The organism is Psychrobacillus sp. 05T411 (genome assembly GCF_056396485.1).
The window spans coordinates 224,649-244,410 of record NZ_JBFTLO010000005.1 but is presented as its reverse complement, the minus strand read 5'-3'; the positions used below and the strand labels follow the sequence as shown (position 1 = coordinate 244,410).

General features: G+C 37.8%; 23 protein-coding genes. 22 read left to right on the top strand and 1 reads right to left on the bottom strand.

The window, feature by feature from the left end; translation table 11 throughout:
- The 16 genes from AC1DFT_RS06090 to AC1DFT_RS06015 form a co-directional block, all read left to right on the top strand.
- On the top strand, positions 1–662 hold a 662-nt coding region (locus AC1DFT_RS06090; protein ID WP_477918295.1), incomplete at its 5' end, for a TetR/AcrR family transcriptional regulator.
- Positions 663–674: 12 nt separating this feature from the next.
- Positions 675–1,352 (top strand): MBL fold metallo-hydrolase, encoded by a 678-nt coding sequence (locus AC1DFT_RS06085; protein ID WP_477918294.1) that lies wholly within the window; start codon positions 675–677, stop codon positions 1,350–1,352.
- Between the two features lie 2 nt (positions 1,353–1,354).
- The gene (locus tag AC1DFT_RS06080) at positions 1,355–1,693 is read left to right on the top strand and encodes a YrdB family protein (RefSeq protein WP_477918293.1); all 339 of its coding nucleotides are present in this window, start codon (positions 1,355–1,357) and stop codon (positions 1,691–1,693) included.
- A gap of 57 nt (positions 1,694–1,750) precedes the next feature.
- The gene (locus AC1DFT_RS06075; RefSeq protein ID WP_477918292.1) at positions 1,751–2,467 is read left to right on the top strand and encodes a GntR family transcriptional regulator; all 717 of its coding nucleotides are present in this window, start codon (positions 1,751–1,753) and stop codon (positions 2,465–2,467) included.
- A gap of 185 nt (positions 2,468–2,652) precedes the next feature.
- A complete protein-coding gene (gene phnG / locus AC1DFT_RS06070) occupies positions 2,653–3,075 on the top strand; it encodes a phosphonate C-P lyase system protein PhnG (protein WP_477918291.1) in 423 nt (140 codons plus the stop codon).
- 19 nt (positions 3,076–3,094) lie between these two features.
- Positions 3,095–3,691, top strand: a complete 597-nt coding sequence (gene phnH, locus AC1DFT_RS06065; RefSeq protein WP_477918290.1) for a phosphonate C-P lyase system protein PhnH — start codon at positions 3,095–3,097, stop codon at positions 3,689–3,691.
- Positions 3,691–4,794, top strand: a complete 1,104-nt coding sequence (locus tag AC1DFT_RS06060) for a carbon-phosphorus lyase complex subunit PhnI (RefSeq protein WP_477918289.1) — start codon at positions 3,691–3,693, stop codon at positions 4,792–4,794. Before phnH ends, AC1DFT_RS06060 begins: the two co-directional genes overlap by 1 nt.
- Positions 4,784–5,650 (top strand): alpha-D-ribose 1-methylphosphonate 5-phosphate C-P-lyase PhnJ, encoded by an 867-nt coding sequence (locus tag AC1DFT_RS06055; RefSeq protein WP_477918288.1) that lies wholly within the window; start codon positions 4,784–4,786, stop codon positions 5,648–5,650. Before AC1DFT_RS06060 ends, AC1DFT_RS06055 begins: the two co-directional genes overlap by 11 nt.
- A complete protein-coding gene (locus AC1DFT_RS06050; protein WP_477918287.1) occupies positions 5,643–6,482 on the top strand; it encodes an ATP-binding cassette domain-containing protein in 840 nt (279 codons plus the stop codon). Before AC1DFT_RS06055 ends, AC1DFT_RS06050 begins: the two co-directional genes overlap by 8 nt.
- Before the next feature lie 14 nt (positions 6,483–6,496).
- A complete protein-coding gene (phnM, locus tag AC1DFT_RS06045) occupies positions 6,497–7,678 on the top strand; it encodes a phosphonate metabolism protein PhnM (RefSeq protein ID WP_477918286.1) in 1,182 nt (393 codons plus the stop codon).
- Between the two features lie 20 nt (positions 7,679–7,698).
- Positions 7,699–8,421 (top strand): phosphonate C-P lyase system protein PhnL, encoded by a 723-nt coding sequence (phnL, locus tag AC1DFT_RS06040; protein ID WP_477918285.1) that lies wholly within the window; start codon positions 7,699–7,701, stop codon positions 8,419–8,421.
- Entirely contained in the window at positions 8,411–9,226 is an 816-nt protein-coding gene (locus AC1DFT_RS06035; protein ID WP_477918284.1) for a PHP domain-containing protein, read from the top strand. Before phnL ends, AC1DFT_RS06035 begins: the two co-directional genes overlap by 11 nt.
- A gap of 134 nt (positions 9,227–9,360) precedes the next feature.
- Entirely contained in the window at positions 9,361–10,401 is a 1,041-nt protein-coding gene (locus AC1DFT_RS06030; protein ID WP_477918283.1) for a PhnD/SsuA/transferrin family substrate-binding protein, read from the top strand.
- Positions 10,402–10,478: 77 nt separating this feature from the next.
- Positions 10,479–11,252, top strand: a complete 774-nt coding sequence (gene phnC / locus AC1DFT_RS06025; protein ID WP_477918282.1) for a phosphonate ABC transporter ATP-binding protein — start codon at positions 10,479–10,481, stop codon at positions 11,250–11,252.
- Positions 11,253–11,265: 13 nt separating this feature from the next.
- Positions 11,266–12,054, top strand: a complete 789-nt coding sequence (gene phnE / locus AC1DFT_RS06020; protein ID WP_477918281.1) for a phosphonate ABC transporter, permease protein PhnE — start codon at positions 11,266–11,268, stop codon at positions 12,052–12,054.
- Positions 12,054–12,905 carry an ABC transporter permease subunit gene (locus AC1DFT_RS06015; protein WP_477918280.1) on the top strand — a complete coding sequence of 284 codons (852 nt, stop codon included), beginning with the start codon at positions 12,054–12,056 and terminating at the stop codon, positions 12,903–12,905. The genes phnE (AC1DFT_RS06020) and AC1DFT_RS06015 overlap by 1 nt, the downstream gene beginning before the upstream one ends.
- Positions 12,906–13,042: 137 nt before the next feature.
- Here AC1DFT_RS06015 and AC1DFT_RS06010 read toward each other — a convergent pair whose 3' ends face one another.
- On the bottom strand, positions 13,043–13,816 hold the full coding sequence (locus tag AC1DFT_RS06010; protein WP_477918304.1) for a DeoR/GlpR family DNA-binding transcription regulator: 774 nt from the start codon (positions 13,814–13,816) through the stop codon (positions 13,043–13,045).
- Positions 13,817–14,046: 230 nt separating this feature from the next.
- Here AC1DFT_RS06010 and AC1DFT_RS06005 point away from each other — a divergent pair, with 230 nt between their 5' ends.
- The 6 genes from AC1DFT_RS06005 (at position 14,047) to phnX (ending at position 19,649) form a co-directional block, all read left to right on the top strand.
- On the top strand, positions 14,047–15,180 hold the full coding sequence (locus AC1DFT_RS06005) for a phosphonoacetaldehyde reductase (RefSeq protein ID WP_477918279.1): 1,134 nt from the start codon (positions 14,047–14,049) through the stop codon (positions 15,178–15,180).
- Positions 15,181–15,245: 65 nt separating this feature from the next.
- The gene (locus tag AC1DFT_RS06000) at positions 15,246–16,277 is read left to right on the top strand and encodes a PhnD/SsuA/transferrin family substrate-binding protein (protein WP_477918278.1); all 1,032 of its coding nucleotides are present in this window, start codon (positions 15,246–15,248) and stop codon (positions 16,275–16,277) included.
- 109 nt (positions 16,278–16,386) lie between these two features.
- Positions 16,387–17,151: a phosphonate ABC transporter ATP-binding protein gene (gene phnC, locus AC1DFT_RS05995; RefSeq protein ID WP_477918277.1), complete on the top strand. Its 765-nt coding sequence runs from the start codon at positions 16,387–16,389 to the stop codon at positions 17,149–17,151.
- Between the two features lie 12 nt (positions 17,152–17,163).
- Positions 17,164–17,949, top strand: a complete 786-nt coding sequence (gene phnE, locus AC1DFT_RS05990; RefSeq protein ID WP_477918276.1) for a phosphonate ABC transporter, permease protein PhnE — start codon at positions 17,164–17,166, stop codon at positions 17,947–17,949.
- Positions 17,949–18,791, top strand: coding sequence for an ABC transporter permease subunit (locus tag AC1DFT_RS05985; protein ID WP_477918275.1), 843 nt, complete (start codon positions 17,949–17,951; stop codon positions 18,789–18,791). Before phnE (AC1DFT_RS05990) ends, AC1DFT_RS05985 begins: the two co-directional genes overlap by 1 nt.
- Before the next feature lie 42 nt (positions 18,792–18,833).
- Positions 18,834–19,649 carry a phosphonoacetaldehyde hydrolase gene (gene phnX, locus AC1DFT_RS05980; RefSeq protein WP_477918274.1) on the top strand — a complete coding sequence of 272 codons (816 nt, stop codon included), beginning with the start codon at positions 18,834–18,836 and terminating at the stop codon, positions 19,647–19,649.
- The last annotated feature ends 113 nt before the right edge of the window (positions 19,650–19,762 follow it).

Sequence of the window (19,762 nt, the reverse complement as noted above, 5' to 3'; positions counted from 1 at the left end):
ATTATAACCAGTGGTTAGTTATGTGGGGAGAGTGTGATTATATGAAAAGTAAACAAGAGCAACGTTCTGAAGAAACAAAAAAACAGATATTACAATCAGCAGGACAATTATTTGCAAAAAAAGGATACGATGCTGTAACGATACGAGAAATTGCAAAGGATGCGGGGTGTTCACATACAACCATATATCTTTATTTTAAAGACAAGGAAGCATTGCTTCACGAGCTATCGATGCCATCTCTGCTGGAATTACATAAACAATTACAACAAATTTCAAGTATGAATAGGTTCTCGGCGGAAGATAAATTAAAAAAAATTAGTCTGGAGTATATTCACTTTTGCCTACAGAATCGTAATTTGTACGACATTTTTTTCAACGCAAAATCCTCAAGAATAGATGAGAAAGCACCAGAACTGGAAATAAACAAACTTCGATTGAAAATCTTTTCACTTATGCAGCTAATTATTCAAGAATGTCTTTCTATTTCAAACGAGGAACAATTATTGACCTTATCTCGCATTTATTACTATCAGTTGAATGGCATTTTAAGTACTTATTCGTATCAGCATGAACCAATCAACGTATTAATGGAGCGATTGACACCGACTTTTGATTTTGCTATTGAAATACTTTTATTAGGATTCAAAGAAAAATTAAAATAAGGGGATATGACAATGAAAGCAGAAAAGATTTCTGAACATATTTGGAGTTTAAAAACGTGGGTGGTAATTCCAATTCATGTGTGGGTCGTTGTCGATGAAGACGGGGTAACATTAGTAGATGCCGGGATGCCGTTCATGGCAAAAGCAATAAAGAAATTCATAAGACAACTGAATGCCGGACCTTTAAAACGAATTCTCTTAACACATGGTCATTCAGATCATGTTGGATCGGTAAAGGCAATCGTAGCTGAATATGAAGTGCCTGTATATGCACATCGAGTGGAAATTCCTTATTTGGAAGGAGAACAACTTTATCCGAAACGAAAGAAATTAGAATACAACTTGCCTAAACAATTAACGCAACCTCTCTCAGAGGATGAGTTTGGAACCTTAAGAATAGTTGATGGACTAACACCATATTTGACTCCAGGGCATTCCCCGGGTCATCTCGTGTATTATCACGAAAAGGATCAAGTGCTGTTAGCAGGTGACCTCTTTAATTCCAAAAAAGGAAAGCTACATCCTCCTATGTTCACGCCTTTCCTGGATGAAGCCGTAAAAAGCGCTGCCATTGTAGAGAAATTAAAGCCAAAACGACTAGAAGTATGTCATGGTAGCTCCGTGTTTAACCCCGCGGAACAATTAGAAGAATATGTTCGAAACGCAGAGAAAAAACACGGAGGGATTTAATCGTGCTAATTGTTCAATATACGGTATTTGGACTGTTTTTTCTAATGGAATTATGTGCACTTGCGGCTTTTTCCTATTGGGGCTTTCATATGAATCGTGGATGGCTTATAAATAGTTTACTAGGATTAGGTACACCACTTCTAGTAGCGATTTTTTGGGGGACTTTTATTGCTCCAAAAGCTTCCATTCCAGTATCGGTTCCGTTAAGAATTTTATTGCAGTCTATAATATTTGCTTTAGCGGTGGCTGCTTTGTATTTTTCAGATAAAAGCAAACTTGCAATTATATTGGGGGTAGTTGTTTTAATTGAAATGATATTAATGTACACGATTGAAGAATGATAATATGGTGTTTTTTGTAGTAAAATATAAGATATCATCCACAGGGAGGAGATTCTTATGTCAGCAGATATGGAAACACAAATTATCGACGACATCATGCATCAGATCGTTTCAAAAACAATGAAGCACGGAGAAAAGCTACCTTCTGAAAACGAACTCACGACCAAATATAAAGTACCGAGAATGACGGTAAGAAATGCTTTAACAAAGTTGGAAGAACGTGGATATATTTACTCGGTGCAAGGAAAAGGCCGCTACTTGAAAGAAGCATCCACTCAAATCCAATTGCATTTAACAGGAAAAACAAGTTTTACAGATAAAATGAAAGAAGCAGGATATGATTTAAAAACAGAGAATATCTTCTGCGAAAAAATAGCGTTTAATGAGCAACTCTTTCAAAATATAAAGGCAAGCAAAAAGGATAATGTCTATAAAATCGGCAGAATCCGCTATATTAATGGAGAACCAATTGCCATTCACAATTCCTATGTGTGTGATAAGATGTTCCCGGCAATTGCGGACGATGGTCCAAAAATCGAGTCGATGTTTGCTTACTATCGAAAGCTCGGCTACAACGAATTTGCCAGTAAAAAAAGCTTGTTAAGTATTACGTTTCCAACTTCGGATGAGCAACAACTACTCTCTTGTAAAAGTATGGTGCCGCTCATCGTTGTGGAAAGTGATTGTATTGACTTGGCTTCAAACAAAGTGCTCGAACATACGAAAATACTATATCGAAGCGATAAATTTAAATATGATATTACGATGGATTGACCAAAAGCAGGTAAAGGATGAAATTATCCTTTACCTGCTTTTTTGATGGAAAAATAGTCATGAACGCGACAAACTCCAGCCCCACAGGTCCAATTATTAAGAAAATTTACAAACATTTACGATACCTTAAAACACAGCAACTTGGCGACAAGTTAAGATGAACTTGCAAAGGAGGATTCAACTTTATGAAAAGAAGAAGACGAACTGAAATTCTCATTCAAGAAAATGGCCACTTAGCACAAAAGCTAGCGGAAACAATTATAAATGCATATGAATGCAAAGAAATTCTTGCACCGCAATATGGATTAACGATGATCAAAATGCGTGAGTCCGCTAAAAACTCCTTATTTTATATAGGGGAAGTCCTTATAACAGAAGCAAAAGTGGAGATAAATAATTGCATCGGCATAGGAATCGTAGCAGGCATGGAAGATGAACTTGCCAAACATCTCGCAATAATCGATGCAGCATATAAAGCAGAATTACCAGAAACAATTACGTGGCAAACGCAGCTAATCGAAGCGGAAAAACAAATCACAAAAGAGCTTGTGAAAAAACAAGCAGAGCTTTTCAAAACGAAAGTTAACTTTGAAACAATGGAAGTCTAACGAAATAAGGAGGGATAGTATGGCTATTGATCAAGTACATGATTTGCAACAAGTCTATAGAAAAATATTGCACAGTATGTCGCGACCAGGCACCATTTCTTCGCTAGCTGATAATGCGAGAAAAGTAGATTTCGACCTCTCGTGCTTTCATGCAACATTCTTAAGTGCGATGACATTTTTAGACGCGGAAGTGACTTTTCATATTCTTTCAACAGATCAGCAAAACTTAATAGATAAAATTTCCGCATACACATCTTCAAAATTTGCACCGATTAACGAAGCAGATTTTATCATTATTCTTCGGGAAGATACAGAAGAGTCCATTCAACATGCATTTTCTCAATGTAAAAATGGCACGCTCATCGATCCACAACAGTCGTCGATTTGGATTATGGAAAGCTCACCCCTATCTAATGTGGGCGAACTAACATTAACTGGACCTGGCATACAACACACAGCCGAACTACATACGAGTTTAACCTCGTCATTGTGGCAAGCAAGAAACGAACGAACAAAGGAATATCCACTAGGCATCGACTTGATTATCACAGATGAGAGTGCCCAAGTTGTTTGCATTCCTCGCACAACTTCAGTGGAAATGAAGGAGGTGCGCTAATGGGTTACGTTCCAGTAAAAGGCGGGACGGAAGCAATTGATGCTTCTATCAAACGTTTAAAATACGAGCGTCTTAAAGGAAATGGAATAATAGAAATCCAGACAATTATGTCCACGATGCGTGGAATGATTGATCAGGTAATGTCCGAAAGTAGTTTGTACTCACCTTATTTAGCGGCACTTGCGATTAAACAAGCAGAAGGAAGCATGGAAGAAGCTGTTTTCCTTATGCGTGCGCACCGATCTACATTGCCTCGCCCTTATTATAGTAAGACGGTGGAACCCGAAACGATGTTAGTTGAGCGTCGTATTTCCGCAAGCTTTAAAGATATACCAGGTGGTCAACTATTAGGTGCGACTTATGATTATACGCATCGCTTATTAGATTTTGATTTGATAGATGAGAGTACGGAAAGCATCCAGCAGTGGTTGCAAAACTATAAAGCAGAATTGCAGCAGGTAGAAACTTTCGATGAAGTGAAATACTTCCCTAAAGTAGTCGATTATTTGCGCGAAGAAGGACTGTTTGAGAAGTACGAAGAAAATAATACAGCCCCTAGAGATATTACCAAACAAAGTTTACAATTTCCATCCACTAGAAGTGAGCGACTACAAGTGATGACTAGAGGGCAAACGGGAGCTGTCACATCGTTAGGGTATGCCTCGCTCAGAGGATATGGGCAAGTGCATCCGAACGTCGGGGAAGTGAGAGTCGGTGCTGTTCCAATCTATGTAGGGCATCCAGATGACATGGAGGATGACTATTATATCGGCGAGATTAAAGTGACCGAGGTGGAATCATTCGTCCCAACGCAAGTGAAAAATACCAACAATGAATATGAACTACAATTTGAAATTGGCTACGGCATTTGCTACGGGCAAAATGAAACGAAGGCGATTGCTATGAGTATTCTAGATCAATGTCTAGAGCATCCAGAAGCTGATTTTCCTACACATGATGAGGAATTTGTTTTATTGCACATCGATTCTGTGGAGTCGACAGGGTTTATTTCCCATTTGAAATTACCACATTATGTGACCTTCCAATCCAAGCTGGACAGTGTACGCCAAGTGAAGAAAGAGGTGCAGGAAGTTGAAAACTAATACGCATTTTGCTTTTTTCGATGAAGGTTCTAAAAAAGAAATTCGCCGTGCGATTATGAAGGCCGTTGCGATTCCTGGCTACCAAGTGCCTTTTGCTTCCAGAGAAATGCCGATTGCAAGAGGTTGGGGGACAGGTGGTTTGCAAATTACACTTTCCATTATCGGGAAATCCGATGTGCTGAAAGTGATTGACCAAGGTGCAGATGAGTCGGTTAATGCCGTAAGCATAAAAAAGTTAGTCCAAGAAACGACTGGTGTTGAGCTAACCGAACAAACGGAAAAAGCGAGCATCATCCAATCTAGACACCGTATTCCAGAAGTGACGCTAAACGAAGATCAAATTATCGTTCTGCAAGTTCCAATGCCGGAACCACTACGCAAAGTGGAAGCGAGCGAATATATGACAAAGAGAATGCATGCAGAAGATGATTATAGCGGCGTGTGGCTTATGTTATTCGAACAAATTATGAAATACGGCAAGACAGCTACTGGAGCAGATCATCCGGTTTATGTAAATGATCGATATGTAATGGCTCCTAGTCCGATTCCGCGATTTGATAACACAAAAATGCATGAATCAGAAGCATTAATCCTTCTTGGAGCAGGTAGAGAAAAGAAAATATATGCGGTACCACCTTATACAAAAGTAGAATCGCTTGCTTTTGAAGATTATCCATTTGTGGTTGAAACTTTCGAAGATAAGCATTGTCACTTATGCGGTTCAACTGATGTCTTTTTAGATGAACTTATCGACTCGCAAACGGGAGAAACGATTTATCAATGCAATGATACAAGCTTCTGCATGAATCAGTTGAATAAGAAAGAAGAAGTTGAGGTGCAAACGAGCTATGCATGAAGAACCAATATTACAAGTTAGAAATCTACAAAAGCAATTCGGTACAGGGTGTGTAGAGTGTCGGCAATTGGAAACTAGAAAACTAGTGAAAAACTTTTGCAAAAGTTGTGGCACTGTATATGCTTGCCAAGATATTTCATTTGACTTGTATCCAGGAGAAATATTAGGGATTGTCGGAGAAAGTGGAAGTGGAAAATCGACGATGATGCAATGCTTGTACTTTGATAGCGAAGTATCTTCCGGAGAAGCATATATCAACACAGCAGAACTAATGAGCAATAATGTATTTGAAATGTCTGCTCAGCAAAAGCGCTCCATCCGAAACCACGTGTATGGCATGGTTTATCAAAACCCAGTGCAAGGTTTGAAAATGAACTTTTCTTCTGTTGGCAATATCGCTGAGAAGCTAATCGCAGCAGGAAATCGAAATGTTGGCCAAATGGAAGCGACGAGCAAAAAGCTATTAGAAAATGTGCATATCCCATTGCATCGTATGAAAGAGGAACCGAGAAATTTCTCCGGTGGGATGCAGCAACGTGTTCAAATTGCCAAAGCATTATCAAACAATCCCCCGATCTTGTTTTTAGACGAAGTAACGACGGGACTAGATTTATCTGTACAAGCAAATGTACTCGATTTGATTAAAGTAATTCAACGTGATTTAGGGATTAGTATGATTGTCGTATCGCATGATTTAGCTGTTATACGTATGCTTGCTGACCGCACAATCGTTTTACTGAACGGGAAGATTATAGAAGAAGGCTTGACCGATCAAGTGCTGGAAGACCCACAACATGAGTATACGCAACAATTAGTCTACTCATTACTATAGGAGGAACGACCACTTTGCAAATTATTCATAATGGAAAAGTTATAACAGAAGAGGGAATTATCGAAGGAAAAGCTGTCGTAGTTGTGGGAGAGGTCATCGAAGCGATTATCCCTCAGGATGAAGTATCTACTTTTCCGAATGCAGAGCTAATTGATGCAAGAGGTGGATATATTTCACCAGGTTTTATCGATATACATTCCGATTATATCGAAACGGTTGCATCCCCAAGACCGACGAGCATGATGGACTTCAATATTAGTTTAAGAGAAGCGGAGAAAATATTAATCAGCCATGGAATTACAACGATGTTCCATTCTCTTTCTTTTTACAAAGAAGATGTATTTACCCATAAACCGATGCGAAATCCGAAAAATATTCAAAGAATGGTAGATGCGATTGATGCAACGCATAATGAATTGCATTTAATACGTCACCGATTACATGCTCGTTTTGAAATAGACAATATCGAGGAAGTAGATAGTCTTGTCCAAAATATTGAAGACGGAAAAGTACATTTACTATCCTTTATGGATCACACGCCAGGCCAAGGACAATACCGTAATTTAGAAGTGTACCGCGAAACATTAAAAGGATACCGGAACATTTCGGATGATGATGTAAATGTACTTATTGCCGAACGACAAAGTACAGAGTTTTTAACGATTGAAAAGATTAAGGAAGTAGCTGATATCGCTTTATCTAAAGGTATTGCGGTTGCTTCTCATGACGATGATGACATAAAAAAATTAGAACTAGTGCAATCGTTTGGAACGACGATTAGTGAGTTTCCGATCACACTAGAAGTCGCTAAAAAGGCAAAAGAAATCGGCTTGCACACAATTGCGGGTGCACCAAATGTACTGCTTGGTGGATCACATTCTGGAAACTTATCCGCAGCCGAAGCCATTGCGAATGATTGTGTGGATATTCTTTGCAGTGATTATTACCCTGCAGCGCTACTGCACGCTATCTTTGATTTACATGAAAAACACGGCAATGATCTACACAAAATGTTCATGATGGTCACGCTAAATCCTGCAAAAGCAGTACGTATGGACGGGGAACTAGGCTCGATAAAAGTTGGAAAAAAAGCCGATATTCTTGTCATTGAAAGAATGGAAGACGGGTACCCGATGCTGACTGCAACAATGGTTAACGGTGTTTTAATCACAACAACCAATTACCGCATTAAATAATGAAATGAGGAGATAGTCATATGGCGATGCTAGAAATAGTGGAGTTTGGCAAGCGATTCACCATTCACCATTTAGGAAAAACGATGCCTGCTATCCAAAACATTAATCTTTCGTTAGAAGCAGGAGAATTTATCGGAATTGTTGGTAAGAGTGGTAGTGGAAAGTCCACCATACTAAAGAGTATTTATCGAACGTATCTACCGGACGAAGGGAAAATTATGTATGACTCCGAACGATTTGGGGAAATTGATTTGGCACAGATTTCAGAAAGACAAATGTTGTATTTGAGAAAATATGAAATTGGCTATGTGTCACAATTTTTAAGTGTAATGCCGAGAACGACATGTCGTCAGCTCGTAACGAATGCATTATTAGAAATGGGCGAGTCGGAAGCCGTTGCACACGAAGAAGCAGAAAAAGCATTAGCCCATTTTGAATTGGACCCAAAACTATGGGATAGCTATCCAAATACGTTCTCCGGTGGCGAAAAGTTACGATTAAATATTGCGATGGCAACTGTGAAGAAGCCTAGATTATTACTACTGGATGAACCAACGGCGAGTCTGGACCAACAATCCAAAATAAAAGTTCGAGAAATCATCGAGAAACTGAAAAACCAAGGTACTACTCTTGTTGGAATTTTTCATGATATCGAATTTATGGATGGTTTATGTGACAAAGTGTATGACATGCAAAAGAGACAATTGATGACTACAAAAGAAGTAGTAAGCCATGAAAGCTGATTTACACGTGCATAGTAGCTATTCAGATGGGTCTGAAACTGTCGAAACCGTGATGAAGCTTGCCAAGGAACAAGGTGTTTCCCAAATTAGTTTTGTCGACCATGATACGGTTAATGGATTATCTGAAGTTCGTATGCTCGGTGAGAAATACGGTATAGAAGTTATACCAGGTATTGAAATTTCTGCCTATGACTTTAAAAGAGATCGTAAAGTACATGTACTCGGCTATAACTATAACGCCAAAGCAGCACATATTAAATCCATTTGTGACGATTTACTCAAAAGACGCCAAGCCCATTCTCTTTTGCAAATAAAACAAATCCAAACAGCAGGGTATGAACTAGATGTTCAGAAAATAATAGAAACCGCTATGCCTTCAGAGACGATTTACAAACAGCATATTATGCGTCATTTAACAGAAGCCGACTATACATCCTCTGCTTACAAGCAACTGTACAAAAACCTATTTAAGGGTGCCGGTGTAGCATCAGGCGACATTGTATATATTGATGCGGTTGAAGCTGTGAAAGCAATTGTCGCAGATGGGGGCCTCGCTGTCATAGCACATCCTGGTCAGCTAGATTCATATGATTTGATTCCAGAACTTGTGCCATATGGTTTAGGGGGAATCGAGCGAAATCATCCTGATCACACAACCGAAGATCAACAAAAGATAGAGGCTTTAGCGCGGCAATTCGGTTTCTTTATGACAGGTGGTACGGATTTCCACGGCGCATACGGGGCAACCATTGGGCTTGGTGAGATTACTAGCCCTTCGAATCTTTTTAAAAGTATAAAAAGTTGATGTAAATAAGGTTAATACTTTATGAAATTACTGTAAATTTCCACAATTGTAAAAAGTAATATGGTTCAATATAAAAGTAAGATGAGTTATCAAAATTGCACTGCCATTCAATTTAGCAAAAAGGAGAATTAGTAATGAAGAAAAGTTGGTTTGGAATTAGCCTATTTTTAGTAGTTGCTCTATTATTATCAGCATGCTCAGAAGGAACAGCTGGAGCTAAAGATGCAAAAGTAGATGACGTGATTAAAATTGCTTGGTACCCAAATGAATCTGGTACAGATATGAAATCGTCCCGTGATGAAATCGGTCGAGTAATTGAAGAAGCAACTGGCAAAACAGTAGAACACCAATTAACAACAGATTATGCGATTGCCATTGAAACATTGATTAATAATAATGCAGACCTTGCATTTATGGGAGCACAAGGATATATTGAAGCAAAAAATGGAAACGATGCAATTCAACCTTTAGTAGTACCAACTGGTAAATCAGGCACATTAGATGATGCACTGTACCACAGCTGGTTAGCTGTAAATGTAGATGCACAAGATGATTTTAAAGTAGACGGAGAATTTTCATTAGATACATTAGAACAAAAAAGTATGTCATTCGTTTCCAATAGTTCAACTTCAGGATTTGTTGTTCCAACTTCATCAATCATTGGATATTATGCACAAAAATCGGGCTTTGAAGATTTAGTTGCGGAAGATCTAATGGAAGGCGGACCGCTTTTCTCACAAGTATTATTCGGAAATTCACATCAAGGTTCTGCAGTTAACTTATTAAGCAACAACTCAGAAGTAGCAGCTTTCTGTGACACTTGCGTAGGAAACTATGTAGAAGTTGTAGAAGGAGAAGAAAATAAAGTAGGATCTGTTTATAAAGTAAAAGACGATGCAGCAGAACCTTTTAACACAGTAACTGGAAAAGAATTCATCTTAATGTCCGTTACACCAGTATTAAACGCACCATTTGCAGCGAATTTAGAAGCTTTAGGTCAAGAAGACTATGATACATTAAAAAAATTATTCTCTTCTGATGAAATTGCAAAAAATGAAAAGATCTTTGTACCTAAAGACTCTGGTGAGCCAGGTTTATTCTTCAAAACTGAAAATGAAAGATTCGCAGAAGTAGAAGATGCTTGGTTCAATCCAATCCGTGAACTTTCCAAATAATTGAACGACACTTATGGACAAATAGAGCATGCATGTATTAACGTGCATGCTCTATTTACAAAAAGGAGGTTAAAAGCGTGTCTTTAGTAGAAGTGAAAAACCTAGGTAAATCTTATAATGCACAAACGAGAGTGTTAAAAGATGTGAGTTTTGAAGTAGAAGCTGGAGAATTTGTTTCAATTATAGGCTTATCTGGAGCAGGAAAATCGACGTTATTACGATGCATTAATCGAATGGTCGAAATTGATGAAGGAAATGTCATTTTTGATGGGCATGATATGGGAAGCTTAAACAAAAAAGAATTACGTAAAATGCGTACAAATATCGGAATGATCTTCCAACATTATAACCTTGTCCCTCGGCTTTCCGTTATCGAAAATGTATTACACGGCCGTCTAGGGTACAAAACAACGCTACAAGGTGTATTTAATCGATTTACTGAGCTTGAAAAAGAGCATGCATTTTTTCTATTAGAAAAGTTAGGTATTGCGGATCATGCATATAAAAGATGTGATCAGTTAAGCGGAGGCCAACAGCAACGCGTTGGTATTGCCCGTTCTCTCATTCAAGAACCAAAAGTTGTGCTTTGTGATGAACCAATTGCTTCACTAGATCCAAATTCCTCAGAGGTCATTATGGATTATTTAAAGTCGATAACGAAAGAGCTAAATATTGCGTGTATCGTAAACCTCCATCAAGTAGAAATCGCATGTAGTTATTCCGACCGAATTATTGGTTTAAGTAAAGGCAACGTCGTATTTGACGGTCCAAGCTTTATGCTTTCTTCTGCTTATACAGATGAAATTTATGGGACAAAAACGGTAGAGACTAGAAAGCTAGTCACTGTGTAAGGGGTAACTAGACGTGAATGAGAAAACAATGCGAAGCCAGCGAAAATGGCAAACGATTATTTGGGTAGCAATAATTATTGTGTTTACGTATTTAGCATCTGATATTACAAACTTTAACATCATGCATGGGATTGCTACTTTACCGAATGCCATTACGTGGATATTTTCTAATCTATACATTACGCCTGAAACGCTGGAGAGATTGCCGAAGATATTAGAAAAATTAGCCGAGACGATTCTTATGTCGATAGCAGCTACAACGACAGCGACAATCTTTTCTTTATTCTTAGGATTAATGGGCTCTAAAACGACCGGTACTAGCAATGTACTAGGCGTCTTTGCACGATTCGTTGCTTCTGTCGCAAGAAATATTCCAGTGGTTGCTTGGGCATTAATACTCCTTTTATCTTTTGGGCAAAATTCGATGACAGGGTATTTAGCATTATTTGTAGGTTCTTTAGGCTTTTTAACGAGAGCATTTATTGAAACGATAGATGAAGCTAGTCACAGTGCGGTAGAGGCGCTCCGAGCTACAGGATCTACTTACTTTCAGATTGTCTTCAAAGCGGTTATTCCTCAATGTCTGCCTCAAATGATCAGTTGGATTTTGTTTATGATTGAAACGAACATCCGAAGCGCGACACTAGTCGGCATTTTAACAGGAACGGGAATTGGATATTCCTTTGATTTGTATTACAAGACGCTTAACTATAATGCAGTAGCATTAGTTACTTTCATGATTGTCATCTCCGTAATTATACTAGAGCTTATGTCAAACAGAATACGGAAGGTGATTTTATAATGGAAGCCACTACAACCTATGTAAAACGCAGAGCAAATGGTCGTATTTCGATTAAATCGGGCAATAAAATAGAACAAGTGATGACCGGTACAATCGTCATTTTAACGTTTCTAACAATACTAGCTTTTTTCTTTTTCAATTATGCAGGACTAGACATATCAAAGGCTATCCCTGAAACGGCTTATAATTTAAAAACAATGTTCCTGGAGCCATCTTTAAGCCATTTCACTTGGGGTGAAGCAATTTATCAAGTAGGGATTACCCTAGGTTTAGCTTTCCTAGCAACGATTCTAGGTGCAGTTATCGCCTTTTTTCTAGCGCTAATGGCTGCAACGAATCTATCCAGTCCATGGATGTCTAAGACTATACGAATAATCGTAGCATTTATACGTGCGGTACCGACTGTTTTATGGGTTCTAATTTTCGCGATTGCAGCGGGCCTCGGAAGTGAAGCAGCTGTTCTAGGTATGCTTTTCCACTCTATCGCCTATTTGGTCAAAGCATTTTCGGAGGCATTTGAAGAGGTGGATAAAGGAATTTTAGAAGCACTAACAGCAACTGGTGCTAATTGGTGGCATATTGTTACACATGCAGTTTTACCATCTACTTTCACCTATATGCTATCTTGGACGTTTCTACGGTTCGAGATTAACTTCTCCGTAGCTGTCGCAATGGGAGCGGCAGCTGGAGCAGGGGGCATTGGATTTGAACTGTTCATGGCTTCCGGTTTCTACTTCGATATGCGCGAAGTTGGGTTAATTACTTACATGATTCTGATATTAGCGGTTGTTTTGGAAATCATGTCGACTCAATTAAAAAATCGATATTTCCCAGCAAAAGCTAGTAGATAATAAGAAAAAGGACTTTCCGACGGACGGAAAGTCCTTTTTTATGGCTATTGTTAAAGGAAAAGGTTGATTTAGCTATAAAGATTTTGAAGAATACACTTAAACTAACGCATCTTTTGTTGAACAAGTAGTATTGTGGCTTAGTGGGTAGAAAGAATCCGAATATCCTGTTTGCTATATTCCTCTATGATATTAGATGATAATGAACTATCGGTAACAATCAGGTCAATGTCCTTTAGTGGACAAATATTAATGTAAGCAGATGTCTCKAACTTGGATGAATCAGCAACGACTACTTTATGTTTTGTCCGTGACAGAATGGTTTGAATAACGCCTATTTCATGCATTCTAAAATCGGTTAAACCTTGTTCAAGTGATAATGCATTCACTGTGATAAACGCAATATCAATATTGAAATTAGACAAGATTTCTTCACATTGTTTCCCATATAAAGTATATTCCTCTGGATTAAAAAAACCGCCAGTGAGGATGACATTGAAATGTTTATTCGCTCCAAGAATCGATAAAATACGAAGATCGTTTGTAATAATGGTTAATCTCTTAAACTTATCAACAAGTGCTTTTGCAATTTCGATCGTCGTAGTCCCACCGTTTAGGGCAATCGCTTGACCCTCTTCAATTAATTCAATTGCTAAAGAAGCAACTTCTTGTATTTTTTCTAGATTTTTGACTTCCCTTTCACTAAAAAGCTTGTTTACTACATTATCCGTATTTTGGATTAAAACGGCCCCCCCATGAACGCGTTTTACGTTTCCTTTATTCTCAAGAACCTCTAAATCTCTTCTTATAGTATCGATGGAGACATCCAATAAAGTAGCAAGCTCAGAAGCTTTTACAGCTTTTTGCTGTTTTAAAAAGGATTCAATCATTTCATGTCTTTGTTCTTGTAACATCACGAAGTACTCCCCCTATTTTTTTATCTCGTATAAAAATAATAACATAAATCAAAAGAAAGCAAAATGATGCATAGAAAAGCAAGGTGTAAAGTTAAAAGTATATGTTGTTTATGAAAATAGTGTAAATGTTGTGTAATGAAACTGTAAAACCCCTTGCAAAACTGCAAGAAACGGATTAATCTTGCAATGTAAGTAAATGAAAACCGAAAAAGAAAGGAAATAGCTGAATGGGAAATTATTATAATCCAGTAAAAATTATCCTAGATACGATAGATGTTATCGAGGATGCCTTAAATACAATCAATCCTCCACATAAAAGTATTGTCCTTTTACATCGAGGAGGTGATTTTTTAGAAACCGAGGCTGGACGTATTCTTTACAAATGTCTTGAAGGTTTTGAAGTCAAACAATTAGCAGTGAATATATCCAATCCTGATGTAGAAGACTTGTTTCACTTTTATAAAGAAATTGAAAACTTTGATTATCAATGCATAGTAGGAATTGGGGGCGGCAGTGTTCTGGATCTTTCGAAATCTTTAGCTGCCTTAAAGAATATGGAAATAGATTCTACTTCTACTTTGCGCTCTGTCATTGAACAAAAGCTTTATATAGAAAATCAACATTTCGTACCATGGGTCGGGATTCCGACAACTTCAGGTACGGGTTCCGAGGTTACTTGTTGGGCAACAATTTGGGATCGCGCTAACGGAGTAAAATTGTCTGTTGATTGGGAAAAACTATATGCACATACTGCTATCATTGACCCAACTCTGACAGCATCATTACCGAAGGGGTTAACGGCGGCAACCGCTTTAGATGCTTTATGTCATGCTACGGAGGCTTACTGGTCAAGAAGCTCCAATGAAATTTCAAGAATTTATTCATTAGAAGCGATCGAACGAATTGTCAACAACTTTGAAAAGGTATTAAATCAGCCGAGTGACATTACACACAGAAAAGAAATTGCTTTAGGTAGCTTGTATGCAGGTCTAGCCTTTAGCAATACAAGAACAACGGCATGCCACTCCATCTCCTATCCTCTCACATTGGAACTTGGAATGGTTCACGGGATTGCGGCAAGCATCACCTTAGCAAAAGTGATGGAAATCAACTTTGACTCAATTATTGAAAACGATAAGCTGCTTCAAGCCTTTGGAGTAAGCCGCGTCAGTGAAATCCAAGCGCTTATCGAGCATTTCCATCAACTATCAGGTTTCTCAAGCAAGCTTAGAGACTACAAGGCGAATGAAGAAATAATCGAAAAAATCGCCAATAATGCCTTTACAAAGGGCCGGATGGATAATAACCCAGTTGCTTTAACAAAAGAAGATGTCACACAAATTCTACTATCTATTTACTAATAGAAAAACGCTGAAGTTGCACAAAAACCTAAGTTCGAAAATATATATTTAAAAAGGAGAAAAAAATGAAGACTAAAATTATGTTTACAATGCTCTTAATATTCACTGTTTTGTTAACCGCGTGCGCTGGAAGTGATACTAGTGCTCCAAAAGTGGATGATGTGATTAAAATGGTTTGGTATCCAAATGAATCTGGTGAGGATATGAAATCATCTCGAGATGAAATTGGCAAACTTGTTTCAGAAGCAACTGGTAAAAAAGTAGAGCATCAATTAACAACGGACTATGCCATTGCGATTGAAACGATGGTTAACAATAATGCAGATCTCGCATTTATGGGATCAGAAAGTTATGTCGAAGCAAATAAAAGAAATAATGCTGTTCATACAATAGCGGTGAAATCTGGTAAATCAGGTACTTTGGATGATGCCAAATACTATAGCTGGTTAGCGGTTAATTTGGACGAACAGGACAAGTACAAAGTAAATGAAGAATTTTCACTAGATACGATAGCAGACAAAAAGATTTCATTTGTATCTAATAGCTCAACATCAGGATTTAAGGTTCCAACTGCTAGCATTTTAAGTCATTTCACTCAACAAGAGAAGTATGCAGGTTTAACGGCAGAGGATTTAATGGAAGGTGGACCATTATTCTCTCAAGTATTATTTGGTAACTCTCACCAAGGCTCCGCAGTAAATTTATTATCGGGTAAAGCGGATATTGCGGCATTCTGTGATACTTGTGTGAATGACTATGTGGAAATTGCGGAAGGTAATGAAAATACTGCTGGTGCTGTTTATCGCGTGAAAGCTGATGCTGCAGAGCCATTTAATACAGTTGCAGGTAATAAATTTACTTTAATAACTGCTACACCAGTATTAAATCAACCATTCGTAGTGAATATGGATACAATAGGTCAAGAGGATTTTGATAAAGTTCAAAAACTATTTATTTCAGATGAATTTGTAAACAATGAAAAAATCTTTGCTCCTAAAGATTCAGGACAAGCAGCTTTATTCACTAAAGAAGGCAATGAAAAACTACTTGTTGTTGAAGATAAATGGTATGACCCAATCCGAGAACTTTCAAAATAATATACCGTTTCATCCATAGGAAAAAGGAATAAGAACAAGAGTGTGTATACACGAATATTAGTTATACACACTCTTACTTGTTAATTAAAATAAAAAGGAGCCAATTCAAATGTCTTTGTTAAAGATAGAGGGACTTGGAAAATCATATACAGCAGACAAACAAATACTAAAGAATATTAATTTTGAAATAAATGCGGGAGAATTTGTTTCCATCATTGGTCCGTCAGGTGCTGGTAAATCTACAATGTTGCGTTGTATTAATCGAATGGTTGAATTTAATGAAGGAAAAGTTATTTTTAATCATCAAGATGTTGGTAGTCTGAATAACAAAGAGTTACGTAAATTGCGAACGAATATTGGGATGGTGTTTCAGCACTATAATCTCGTACCTCGTTTGACAGTGATTGAGAATGTACTGCACGGCAGATTTGGTTATAAAACAACGCTGCAAGGAATTTTCAACAGATATACAGAGGAAGAAAAAGAACGTGCCTTTTACCTGCTAGAGAAACTAGGAATTCATGAACATGCTTATAAGCGATGTGACCAATTAAGTGGTGGTCAACAACAGCGTGTAGGGATATGTAGAGCACTAATTCAAGAGCCGAAATTGATCCTTTGTGATGAACCAATCGCTTCACTTGATCCGAGTTCTTCTAAGATTATTATGGACCATTTAAAATCCATAACTACTGAAATGGGGATTACATGTTTGGTGAATTTACACCAAGTGGAAGTGGCACAAAATTATTCAGATCATATCATCGGGTTGAACAAAGGGGAAGTTGTATTTCGTGGAGAGGGCAGTGAGCTTTCTGATGAACAAATTCAAAAAATTTATGAAACCAATACGAAAGACTTAATAACTGCGTAAGGAGAAAAAAACGTGAATGAAAAAAAGATGCGAAAAAGCAGATGGCAGACAGTAATCTTTCTCATCATTATCATCGTTCTCACCTATTTATCATCAGCTATCACAAAATTTAATTTTGTAGAGGGAATGGTAACGTTTCCTAAAGCCATAGGTTGGATCTTCTCTAATTTAATAGTGACACAGGAGTCGATGTATAAATTACCTAAAATCCTAGAAAAGTTAGTGGAAACCATTTTTATGTCCATAGCGGCGACAACTGTAGCAGCTGGTATATCCCTCTTTTTAGGAGTATTTGGATCGAAAACAACAAAAGTAAACAATTTCTTAAGTGTATTTGCTCGTTTTATTGCTTCCGTATCAAGAAATATTCCAGTTGTCGCATGGTCGTTGGTTTTGCTTCTTTCTTTTGGGCAAAATTCAGTAACAGGATTTCTCGCTCTATTTATTGGGACAGTAGGATTTTTAACAAGGGCATTTATCGAATCGATTGATGAAGCTAGTCAAAGTTCTGTTGAAGCATTAACCGCAACAGGGGCGACCTATTTTCAAATTGTGAATAAGGCAGTTATTCCACAATGTTTGCCACAGATGCTCAGCTGGATATTGTTTATGGTGGAAACCAATATTAGAAACGCTACTTTAGTAGGGATCTTAACGGGTACGGGAATTGGATATACGTTTGATATGTATTATAAGATGTTAGATTATAATGCCGTAGCACTTGTGACGTTATGTATTGTCATTACCGTGATTATTGTGGATCTTATTTCAAACTACGTACGGAAGGTGATTTTATAATGGAAGCATCTTATATTCGAAGAACGAAAGACGGACGTATTCATATAAAATCAGGTTACAAAGGTGATTCAGCCGTAAGATGGACGTTAATAACTCTCCTAGTTTTAACAGTTGTTGGCTTTCTATTATTTAACTATACAGGGTTGGAACTAGGCTCCGCGATTATTGAAACAGTTTATAACTTAAAAGTGATGTTTCTAGAACCGGCATTAAGTCATTTTGATTTAGGAGAAGCCGTCTATCAAGTGGGGATTACACTTGGTTTAGCATTTCTAGCTACGATTATCGGAGCCATTATTGCTTTTTTCCTTTCTTTGATGGCCGCAGCGAATTTAGCACCTGCATGGGTATCGAGAATTGTTCGTATATTTGTTGCTGTTGTTCGGGCTGTTCCAACCGTATTATGGGTGTTAATCTTTGCGATTGCTGCTGGGTTAGGAAGTGAAGCGGCGATACTTGGGATGCTATTTCATTCTATCGCTTATTTAGTTAAAGCATTTTCAGAAAGCTTTGAAGAAGTCGATAAAGGAATCTTTGAAGCGCTGAAATCATCTGGTGCTAACTGGTGGCATATTGTGCGAAGTGGTGTTTTACCGACTACTTTGACTTATTTATTGTCATGGGTGTTCTTGCGATTCGAAATTAATTTTGGAGTAGCCGTAGCAATGGGAGCAGCTGCTGGTGCGGGTGGAATTGGATTTGAGCTTTTCATGGCTTCTGGATTCTATTTCGATTTACGCGAGGTTGGCTTTATTACTTATGCGATTCTCATTATTGCCTTTCTATTAGAGGTGACGTCAACCCGTTTGAAAAAACGTTACTTCCCAGCAACTGCTGACTAAAAAGAATCTATAATTATACTAATATAAGGGAGAAGAGAAAAAATGAACAAAGTAGAAGGAATTATTTTTGATTGGGCTGGAACAACAGTAGATTTTGGATGCTTTGCACCAGTAAACGTGTTTATTGATATTTTTAAAAATGCAGGTATTGAAGTGACCATGGAAGAAGCAAGAGAACCAATGGGGATGTTGAAAATTGACCATATTCGTGCGATGCTGTCCATGCCAAGAATCTCGACAAAATGGGAAGAAAAATACAAAAGACCTTTTAATGAACAAGATGTAGAGAATCTATATGCTGAATTTGAAACTGCACTCATGTCTTCTTTAATCGAGTATACAGATCCAATTCCAGAGGTTGTGGAGACTGTGCAAATATTAAGAAACCAAGGATTGAAAATCGGCTCAACAACAGGATATACACAAACTATGATGGATGTTGTTGTTCCGAATGCTTTGAAAAAAGGCTATGGTCCAGATTTTTATATTACACCGGATGGAACAAATTCTTTGGGAAGACCGTATCCTTATATGATATATCGCAATATGGAAGCTTTACAATTATCGGCAGCATGGAAGGTCGTAAAAGTAGGAGATACGATTTCAGATATTCAAGAGGCGGTTAATGCAGGTGTTTGGTCAGTGGGTGTCGTGATCGGCAGCTCAGAAATGGGATTAAGTTTAGATGAATTTAATGCGCTATCGAAAGAAGAGCAAGAGATAGTGATCTCTAAAACAGAAAAATCCTTTTTACAAAATGGGGCAGATTTTACGATCCAATCGATGAGCGAATTGCCACTCTTAATCGAGCGAATTAATCACCTTATTACAGATGGAAAAAGACCTAATGCTAAATAAGCTAAACTAAAAGATTGACGAGATTAGTAACTTTAGTCAGCTACGGACAACTGAGAGCAAACCTTAAATTCAGGTTTTGTTCTTTTTTTGCTTAGGAAACTAAAAAAGTTTAG